Source organism: Kitasatospora sp. NPDC087315, assembly GCF_044744345.1.
GTDB lineage: Bacteria > Actinomycetota > Actinomycetes > Streptomycetales > Streptomycetaceae > Kitasatospora.
This window is the reverse complement of record NZ_JBIUYD010000001.1, coordinates 507787-516838: the sequence shown is the minus strand read 5'-3', so window position 1 is coordinate 516838 and position 9052 is coordinate 507787. Positions and strand designations below refer to the sequence as shown.

General features: G+C 73.1%; 9 protein-coding genes. 6 read left to right on the top strand and 3 right to left on the bottom strand.

Going from position 1 to position 9052, the window contains the following annotated elements; all coding sequences use genetic code 11:
• Positions 1-170: 170 nt before the first annotated feature.
• Positions 171-506 (bottom strand): SHOCT domain-containing protein, encoded by a 336-nt coding sequence (locus tag ACIO5D_RS02230; protein WP_400761394.1) that lies wholly within the window; start codon positions 504-506, stop codon positions 171-173.
• 150 nt (positions 507-656) lie between these two features.
• On the opposite strand from ACIO5D_RS02230, the gene ACIO5D_RS02225 reads away from it, so the two are divergent.
• Complete coding sequence (locus ACIO5D_RS02225; protein WP_400654975.1) at positions 657-1028, top strand: hypothetical protein; 372 nt, start codon at positions 657-659, stop codon at positions 1026-1028.
• Positions 1029-1073: 45 nt separating this feature from the next.
• Here the strand turns inward: ACIO5D_RS02225 and ACIO5D_RS02220 are convergent, their stop codons facing one another.
• Together ACIO5D_RS02220 and ACIO5D_RS02215 are read right to left on the bottom strand one after the other, a co-directional pair.
• Positions 1074-1724 (bottom strand): beta-glucanase, encoded by a 651-nt coding sequence (locus tag ACIO5D_RS02220; protein ID WP_363610308.1) that lies wholly within the window; start codon positions 1722-1724, stop codon positions 1074-1076.
• A 118-nt stretch (positions 1725-1842) separates the two neighbouring features.
• Positions 1843-2469, bottom strand: a complete 627-nt coding sequence (locus ACIO5D_RS02215; RefSeq protein WP_400793651.1) for a CBS domain-containing protein — start codon at positions 2467-2469, stop codon at positions 1843-1845.
• Positions 2470-2831: 362 nt separating this feature from the next.
• Here ACIO5D_RS02215 and ACIO5D_RS02210 point away from each other — a divergent pair, with 362 nt between their 5' ends.
• The 5 genes from ACIO5D_RS02210 to ACIO5D_RS02190 all read left to right on the top strand — a co-directional run bounded on the left by ACIO5D_RS02210 (position 2832) and on the right by ACIO5D_RS02190 (position 9044).
• Positions 2832-4364, top strand: a complete 1533-nt coding sequence (locus ACIO5D_RS02210) for an SDR family oxidoreductase (protein ID WP_400793650.1) — start codon at positions 2832-2834, stop codon at positions 4362-4364.
• A gap of 54 nt (positions 4365-4418) precedes the next feature.
• The gene (locus ACIO5D_RS02205; RefSeq protein ID WP_400793649.1) at positions 4419-6320 is read left to right on the top strand and encodes a hypothetical protein; all 1902 of its coding nucleotides are present in this window, start codon (positions 4419-4421) and stop codon (positions 6318-6320) included.
• 531 nt (positions 6321-6851) lie between these two features.
• Complete coding sequence (locus ACIO5D_RS02200; protein WP_400793648.1) at positions 6852-7835, top strand: LysR family transcriptional regulator; 984 nt, start codon at positions 6852-6854, stop codon at positions 7833-7835.
• 108 nt (positions 7836-7943) lie between these two features.
• Entirely contained in the window at positions 7944-8789 is an 846-nt protein-coding gene (gene fabD / locus ACIO5D_RS02195) for an ACP S-malonyltransferase (RefSeq protein ID WP_363610318.1), read from the top strand.
• A 3-nt stretch (positions 8790-8792) separates the two neighbouring features.
• The gene (locus ACIO5D_RS02190; RefSeq protein WP_363610320.1) at positions 8793-9044 is read left to right on the top strand and encodes an acyl carrier protein; all 252 of its coding nucleotides are present in this window, start codon (positions 8793-8795) and stop codon (positions 9042-9044) included.
• Positions 9045-9052 lie beyond the last annotated feature (8 nt).

Here is a 9052-nt window from a genome sequence, read left to right as displayed (position 1 = left end):
GGCGCCCCGGGGCGGCCCCCCCCCCCCCCCGGGCTTGGTCCGCCGGGGTGGGGTGCGGGGGGCCGGGGCCCCCCCCCCGACCGTGCGACCGACCGACGACAGGTCCGCATCGAGGCCGGCCGGGATCCGGACCTCCCGGCCGAGGCGCCGGACGCCCACCCGACAGCCTCTCAGCCGCCGCCGGGCCCCGGCTCCCCCGGTCCGTTCACCGAGCGGAGAACGTCCAGCCGGTGCCGGTACTCCTCCGCGTCGATCTCACCGCGGGCGAAGCGTTCGGCGAGCAGCTGCTCGGGCGTCGGCACCGCCGCCCGCCCCGGGGCCCCGGCGGAGCCGGCCGCCGCCGGACCCTGCGGGGCGGGCCGCGACGAGCGCGAAACGTAGCGGAACAGCGCGATGGCGGCCATCACCAGCACCGCCAGGACCAGCAGCCCCACGACGACCATCAGGCCGGCGCCCCAGCCGCCCAGGACATGCCCGTGGCCGTGCCCGTACCAGTGCCTCATCATGACCTCCTCCTCCGCCCCCCGCCGGGACCCGCCGAGATGATCGGCGCCTCCACCACCATCGTGCGCTCACGACCGACCGAACGGGCTGAAGAGTTTCCGAGAAAAGGCCCCGGCCACACCGGCCCCGCCCACCGGGTAGCGTTGCGCCCCATGAACCCCCATCCGCCGACCGACGACCGCGAGCAGCTCGTGGCGGCCGGGGTGCTGCGCCGGTACGAGGACGGGCTCCCGCACCCCGCCCTGGCCCACTCGCCGATCAGCTACGTCTCGACCCGGCTCTGGACGGAGCTCACCGCCCTCGCCATCGCACCGGCCGCGGCCACCGCCACCGCACACGCGCTGCTGCGCGCCATCGCCGCCGAAGCGGCGGACGCCGCCCTCGCGCCCGGCAACGAGAGCGCCCCGCGTGACGACCTGTACGTGACCCACCCGGCCCACATCGGGCCGTACCGCCGGGTGGTCTGGTTCCAGCGCACCGGACCGCGCGGGCACATCACCGCCACGTTCCCGCCCGACTCGTGACGCCCCCGCCCGCCCCTGCCGTCTCCCGGCGGCCGGTGATCGCGCTCAGCGGTCGACGCGAAGGCTGTGACAGGTCCAGCCGAGCACGCCCGGCCCGTTCTCCGGCGGCCGCGGGTGGTACGTCCCGTCCGCCACGGACAGGTTGACGATCAGATAGGCGCGCCAGTCCGGCCCGACCCCGTGCCGGTCCGCGTACACCAGCGTGTCGTCGACGTACCAGTCGACCGAGTACGTGCCGAGCACCGTCCGCAGGGTGAAGGTCGAGCCGGGGGCTATGCCGGCGGCGGCCCCGTGCCAGTAGCGGAAGCCGCCCCGGACGTGGTTGGACAGCTCCAGCAGGTCCGGGTTGTCGGGGTGGTACTCGAACACGTCCACCTCGTTGCCCCCGTCCCGCCAGGTCCAGATGGCCGGCCAGGCGCCCAGCCCGACCGGGAGGGTGACCTGCGCGGTGAGCGCGTCCCCGGAGCGGAGCTGAAAGCCGTCCGGGCTCCCCTCGGTGGTGAGCAGGCTGCATGTCCACAGTCCGCCGGCCGGCCGGCGGACGGCCGTGAAGAGCCCGCCTGGGCAGTACGCGCGGCTGAGGAAGTCGAGTTTGTGATCGCCCCGGTTGGTCGGCCCCATCCGGGGATAGGCGCTGCTCCGGCCCGCTGTCCACTGCCTGGTCGAAGTGAAGTCCGCGTCGAACACGACTGCCACGGCCGCCTCCTGGGATCCCCGCGTCCCGGCGACCCGGCGCCGCCGAACACACAGGGTGACTTACCCGGTACGTTCCGCAGTATGCGAAGCGGACCTTCCGGGTCCGAGGCGGCCCGGATCAGCCGACGGGAGCGGGCCGGCCGCCGCTGCCGAGGCGGTCGGTGACCGAGACCACGCCGTCCACCGAGCGGCAGAGGTTCAGCACGATCGGGACGAGGTGCGGCTCGGGGACGGTGCCGCTGAGCACCACCCGGCCCTGGTTCACCTCCACGCCGACCTCGGCCGGGCTGACGCCCTCGATCCGGCCGAGCACCTCCTCGACGATCTCCCGGTGGATCACCCGGTCCTCGCGCAGGAACACCCGCAGCAGATCGCCGCGGCTGACCATGCCGAAGACCCGCCCCTCCTCGTCCAGCACCGGCAGCCGCTTCACCGCGTGCCGGCTCATCAGCCGCGCCGCGCCCACCACGCTCGTGCCGGGCGTGGTGCAGACCGCCGGGCCGGTCATCAGGTCGGCCGCGGTGGCGGCGCCCGAACCGCCCGCCGGGAGCTCCGGAGCCGGGAGCAGGCTGCCCGGGTCCTCCTGCGCGGCCAGGGTGCGCAGGAGGTCCGCCTCCGAGACGATCCCGAGCGGCCGGCCGTCGCCATCGACGACCGGCACGCCGGTGATGTCGTACTCGGCCAGCAGCGCGACGATCTCCCGGAAGCCGGTCTCGGGCGCGACCCGGACCACGGGACTGGTCATCACTGATTCGACGGTGGCGTGGCGCACGCCGGTTCACCTCGTCCGCGAGCGTCGTTAGACCGGACAGCCCTCGTCCGGCTGGTACCAGGAGCATCGCCTCTGACAGCTCGCACCGCCAGGGGCCAAGGGGCTGAAAACCCGGGACCAACGGCCCTGCCGCCGAACACGCCCCCGACGGCGGCCGGCCGTGCCGCGTCGGACCGCGGGCCGCACCGCACCCGTCCGCACGGGCCGGGCCGTGCCGTGGCGCCCCCGCCGGCAACGGGCGAAGCTGTCGGAGAACACCGGCGGGGCACCCCCGCGAAGTCCGCCACAGGGCCACCGCGCCGCCCCGCCGCGCGCCCGACGCCCCTGGAGTTCCCATGACCGCACCCGGCACCCCCGCCGCCCCGCTGCGCTGTCTGGTCACCGGTGCCACCGGCTACATCGGTGGACGGCTCGTCCCGGAGCTGCTGGCCGCCGGGCACTCCGTGCGCTGCCTGGTCCGTGACCCCGGGCGGCTGCGCGACCACCCGTGGCGCGCCCGGGTGGAGGCCACCGCCGGGGACGTCACCCGGCCCGACACGCTCACCGGGGCGTTCGCCGGCATCGACGTCGCGTACTACCTGGTGCACTCGCTGGGCACCGGCCGCGGCTTCGAGGCGACGGACCGCTCGGCCGCCCGGGCGTTCGGCGAGGCGGCCGCCCGGGCCGGGGTCCGCCGGATCGTCTACCTGGGCGGGCTCAACCCCACCGGGGTACCGGCCCGGGACCTGTCGCCACACCTGCGTTCGCGCGCCGAGGTCGGCCGGGCGCTGCGGGCGAGCGGGGTGCCGACCGCCGAGCTGCGGGCGGCCGTGATCATCGGCTCCGGCTCGGCCTCGTTCGAGATGCTCCGCTATCTGACCGAGCGGCTGCCGGTGATGGTCACGCCGAGCTGGGTGGGCACCCGGATCCAGCCGATCGCCGTCCGGGACGTGCTCCGCTACCTCACCGCGGCGGCGTCGCTGCCACCGGAGGTGAACCGGGCCTTCGACATCGGCGGCCCCGAGGTGCTCACCTACCGGGAGATGATGCGACGCTACGCCGCCGTCGCCGGGCTCCCGCACCGGCTGATCGTCCCGGTGCCGGTGCTCACCCCCCGCCTCTCCAGCCACTGGGTGGGCCTGGTCACGCCGGTGCCGAACCGGCTCGCCCGGCCGCTGGTGGAGTCACTGCGGCACGAGGTGGTCTGCGCCGAGCACGACATCGCCGGGTACGTGCCCGACCCGCCGGGCGGCCTGACCGGCTTCGACGAGGCGGTCCGGCTGGCCCTGCGGCGGATCCGGGACGCCCGGGTGGCCACCCGCTGGTCGTCCGCCTCCCTGCCCGGCGCGCCGAGCGACCCGCTGCCCACAGACCCGGACTGGGCCGGCGGCAGCCTCTACCAGGACGTCCGGGAGCGCCGGGTGGCCGCATCCCCGGCCGCGCTCTGGCGCGTGGTGGAGGGCATCGGCGGCGAGAACGGCTGGTACTCCTTCCCGCTCGCCTGGGCGCTGCGCGGCCGGCTCGACCGGCTGGCCGGCGGCGTCGGCCTGCGCCGGGGCCGGCGCGACCCGGCCCGGCTGCGGGTCGGCGACTCGCTCGACTTCTGGCGGGTCGAGGAGATCGAGCCGGGGCGCCTGCTGCGGCTGCGCGCCGAGATGCGGCTGCCCGGCCTGGCCTGGCTGGAGCTGACCGTCACCCCGGACGGGCGGGGCGGCAGCGACTACCGGCAGCGGGCGCTGTTCCACCCCCACGGGCTCGCCGGACACGCCTACTGGTGGTCGGTGGCACCGTTCCACGCGGTGGTCTTCGGCGGCATGGCCCGCCGGATCACCGAACGCGCCGCGGCCGAGCCCCGGGAAACCTCCCCGGACGGCGCAACCATCACATGATCGACTCGTTGGACCGTCCGTCACGACAGAACGCTCGGTTCCGGGGAGGGCCCGTTGGCAGGACGGATGGACGGCACAGAACCAGCCGCGAACCGGGCCGCGCGCCCGGCCCGCCCGGTGGCGCTGGCCGAGGCTGCTCTCGTACGCCACTACCGCCGCCTGGTCCGGCTCGCCTACCTGGCCCTGCCGGCCGACCGCGACCGGCACAGCCGGGTCCTCGCCGCGCACGCCGCCGTCCAGCGGGCCCTGCCGTCCCGCTGGACGCACTGGTCCCGCCGGATCGGCCCGGCGGCCGCGGACGGCGAGCAGGTGTACGCCGCACTGCGCCTGCGGGTGCTGCGCGCCACGCTGCGGCCGTGCCCGGCGCACCGGCTGCTCGCGCCCAGGGTCTGGGGGCTGCGGCTGTTCACCCCGGGCGGCGGCGAGGAGGACGCGGCCCTGGACCGCGCGCTGGCCGGTCTGGACGCGCCCGCCCGGGCCGCGTTCGCCCTGCTGGCCGTGGAGGAGCTGGCGCCGGCCGTGGCCGCCGAGGTGCTCCAGCGCGCCGGTGCGGACCGCCCCGACCAGGCCGTCGACGCGGCCGGGCGGCTCTCCGCCGGGCCCGAACCCGGACGGCCGGCCTTCGATCCGTGCGCGGTCCGGGTGCAGCCCACCGACCTGCTGCGGCGGCGCCGCGCGCTCGGCGCCTCCCTCACCGTCGCCGTGCTCGCGCTCACCACCACGGCCGCCGTCCTGACCGGCCCGGACGGCGGCGCCCCCGGCGCCACGCCACTCCCCCGGCCGCCCGGCGGTACGGCGCCCCCGCCCGACCCGGCCCGGCTGGTCCGGGTGGCCGCCGACCAGTGGCAGCACACCAGCCGGGTCGACTTCTCCGCCTGGCCCGCGCGCGGCGACCGCCGCGACGACACCGCCCTGCTCGGCCGGGCACTCACCGCCTGGACCGGGGCCGGCCCGCGGAGCAGGGCCGAACCGGGCACCGCGCCCGCCCCGCCCCGGGGCGAGCCGCAGCTGCTGTTCGCCGGCACGGTCGACGACACCCCCGTGGTGGTGCTGTACGACGGGTGGCTGCTCGCCCGGTACACCGACGGGCGCGGCGGCGGGCTGGACCTCGCCCGGGCCGACGGCTCCGACGTCACCACGGCGGGCGCGGTGGTGCTGCGCCGTCAGGGCACCGCCGCCCGCTATCTGCTCGCCCCCTGGATCGACACCGCCGAGACCCGGCGGATCGACCAGCCGGACGCGCCCGCCCGTCCGCTGGACCGTGCCGACGGCGTCACCGCCGCGACGCCCGGCGGGGCCCCCGGCGGAACGGTCGCGGACTGCCAGGGCGCCGCCCTGCTCCTGCTGCGCTCCTCCCCCGTGATCGCCGAGAAGCAGGCCTTCCTGCTCGCCGATCTGGGCGGCCTCGTCCCGGCCCATCTCACCTACACCCCGGCGCCGGACCGCGCCCAGCCGGCCCGGTCGCCCCGCGAGGCGGTCACCCCGGACGCCCTCCAGGCCTGGGCGCGCGGCGGCTGCGCCGTGCCCGACGGCACTCCCGGCGTCAGACGGCTCAACCTCTGGGCGTTCGCGGTCCAGCAGCTCCCGCAGAACGCCGGCGCGGCGTCCTGGGTCTGCCTGCGCGCCGACCGCTGGGCCGGCGAGGGCAGCGCCGCCACCGCCGTCCTGCTGCCGGGCGCCCGGGGCCCGCAGCGCACCGGCGGCGGCCCCGGCCGGGCGTGCAGCCGGTTCGAGCAGGACACCGTCGGCTGGACGTGGTGGCGCTCCCCGCAGGGCACGGAGTTCCTGCTCGCCGCGGGCAGCCGCCGGGTCGGCCGGATCACCGTCAAGGGCCCGGACTGGTCGGCCGACCGGCCCGTCCCCGACCGGACCCTCGCCGTGGAGCGCCCGGCCCGGGCCGCCGTCTCGGTCGAGGCCCTGCTGGACGGCGGCGCCAGGATCACGCCGATGCGGTAGCCGTACCGTCCGAGCTTGATCCATTCGCCTGCCTGCCCCGCCTTGTTAACCGGCGACCAATCGGTTACTGTGTGACACGCGGTCCACTTTGATCTGTGCATGACATACAGCCTCACGCTGGGTGGCCCGGACAGAGGCTCATCGAAGGCCCGTCCACTTCGGACTCCTTGTTCAGTGAGCTGATCCCGCCAGGTAAAACCCGGACCGCGACATCCCGCCCGATATCTGCTCATCGCCGATCGGAGCTGAGGAGAGTGTCATCATGGTCATCGCGCATGTTCCCACCGCTCGCCCACCCGGAACATTTTCGGGATTTCGACAGCCGCGGCAGACAAGAGTGGACCGGACACGCTTCCCGTCCGATTTTCCGCCCCCGGCGGCCTCGCACAGACCAAGCCAGGTCGAAATTCCGGTGAACAGTCCGTTAATTCTGGACCGATGCCGGTCCGGTCACCGCCCAGGATGACATCCCGGCCGTGACGCCGTCGAACGTGAAATCCGCATGGTCGCACTCCGGGAAAAGGTCCCCGAATGTTCACTACGACCGACCACCTGGGCTTCAGTCTGACGCAATTGCGCTACTTTGTGGTATCCGCCGAGCTCGGCAACATATCGGAGGCGGCAGAGAAGCTGTGCGCATCACAGTCGACGGTTTCGTCGGCCGTGATGCGGCTGGAACGTCAGCTCGGTGTTCAGCTGCTTCTTCGCCATCACGCCCGCGGGGTCACCCTCACCCCGAGCGGTCGGCACCTGCTGCGAGCGGCACGAACCCTGCTGGGGCAGGCCAGGAGCCTCAAAGCCCAGGGCGACGCCCTGGCGAGCGGCACGGCCGGCCGGCTCGACGTCGGGTTCTTCTTCCCGGTCGCCCCGTTTCTGCTGCCCCTGGTCTGCCGAATGACCAGAGAGCGGTCCGTGGCGCTGCAGTTGAACGTTCACGAGGAATCCGCCGACCGGCTTCTGGAGTTTCTGCAGGACGGCCGGTGCGAATTGGCTGTGACATATGATTTCCTGTCGGGCGATTCCACGTTCCACCCGCTGGTCGACCTGCCCGTCCATGCCCTGGTGGCCGATGGCGACCCGATCGGCAGGGCCGGCCCGGTCAATCTGGCGGAGCTGGCCGCCCGACCGCTCGTCACTTTGAACATCCCGGCCGTTCTCCGCCATTTCGAAACGATGTTCGCCGACACCGGCGTCCCCATGCCGCAGGTGATGACGACAACGAGCCTTGAGACAATGCGCGGTCTGGTGGCCGCCGGTTCCGGGTTCACGTTGATGTATCAACGCGCTTCGAACATGACGACTCTGGACGGAGGGAAGGTTCGAGCCGTCGAGATCACCGGCGATACGCCTTCTTCGTCCCTCGGTGTCGCCATGATGCCCGAGCTGGCCATGAGCAGCCGCGGTGACGCCTTCCTGGACGTGCTCAGATCAGCGGTTTCGATCAGCTACAGCATGAATTCACTTGCGCGACCCGGGAGACCCCTCGGCGCGACCGCCGGCACGCGGCCGTCCTGAGCGCGGTTCCGGTCGGGCTCGAAACCGGGTTCCATTCCCCGGTACCAGCGTTTTGCATATTTCTGCCGGACGGCTGCCCGGCACGGGTTACCGTAGGTGAGGAGTGTTGTGCTGGCGGTTATCTTCGCAGGTCAGGGAAGTCAGGAAAAGGGGATGGGTGCCGAGGTCTTCGGGTATTACCCGGGGCTGGTGCAGTTCGCGTCGGACACGCTGGGATACGACCTCGTTTCGCTGTGCACGGAAAATCCGGACGGACTGCTGGCCCGCACCGAGTACACCCAGCCGGCGCTCTACGTCGTCAACGCGCTGCGTACTTTCGAGCGGGTTCACCGCGAGGACCGGCCGGCCGATTTCTACCTGGGCCACAGTCTGGGCGAGTACAACGCCCTGCTCGCGGCCGGCGTCTTCGACTTCGAAACGGGACTACGGCTGGTCGCCAAGCGCGGTGAACTGATGGCGGCGGCCTCCGACGGCGGTATGACCGCGGTGCTGAACACACCGGCGGAACACCTCCTGAAGATCTTCGCGGACGACGGCGTCGACGGCGTCGACATCGCCGGTTTCAACACCGCCTCGCAGATCGTCATCGCGGCCACACCACCCGTACTGGCCGTGGCGCACGCCTGCCTGAAACGCCGGGAAATCCGTTTCGTGCGGCTCAGGGTGAGTGCGCCGTTCCACTCCCGGTACATGGAGCCGGCCCGGGTGCGCTTCGCCGAGTTCCTGAAGCGGTTCAGCTTCGCCGAACCCGCCGTACCGGTCGTCTCCAACGTTACGGGCCGGCCCTACCGGCCGGGACAGGTGGCCCGAATGCTCACGGAACAGCTGGTGACCCCGGTGCGCTGGACCGACAGCGTCCGCACCCTGCTCGACGGCGACGACGGGCTGGAATTCACCGAAATAGGGGGCTCTGCCCTCACCCACATGGTGCAGAAGATCAGGTCTGGAGTGTGACGGATGGCAACGACGAAAGAAACGATCCGGCAGTACCTGGAGGACCGCTTCCTCTTCGAGTTCGACGATGCGATCACCCCGGACACCGATCTTTTCAAGGCGGGTGTCATCGACTCGTTCGGCTACGTCAGGATGATGGAGTTCCTGGAGTCCGAGTTCTCCGTCGAGATCGTCTCGGAGGACATCCTCATGAACGTCTTTGTGTCGCTCACCGATATCGCCGGATTCGTTGACGGGAAGATCTCCGCGAACTAGAAGGACGG

Coding starts and splice junctions, on each gene's coding strand:
- ACIO5D_RS02230 (WP_400761394.1), bottom strand. CDS start 506: ATGATGAGGCACTGGTACGGGCACGGCCACGGGCATGTCCTGGGCGGC.
- ACIO5D_RS02225 (WP_400654975.1), top strand. CDS start 657: ATGAACCCCCATCCGCCGACCGACGACCGCGAGCAGCTCGTGGCGGCC.
- ACIO5D_RS02215 (WP_400793651.1), bottom strand. CDS start 2,469: ATGACCAGTCCCGTGGTCCGGGTCGCGCCCGAGACCGGCTTCCGGGAG.
- ACIO5D_RS02210 (WP_400793650.1), top strand. CDS start 2,832: ATGACCGCACCCGGCACCCCCGCCGCCCCGCTGCGCTGTCTGGTCACC.
- ACIO5D_RS02200 (WP_400793648.1), top strand. CDS start 6,852: ATGTTCACTACGACCGACCACCTGGGCTTCAGTCTGACGCAATTGCGC.
- ACIO5D_RS02190 (WP_363610320.1), top strand. CDS start 8,793: ATGGCAACGACGAAAGAAACGATCCGGCAGTACCTGGAGGACCGCTTC.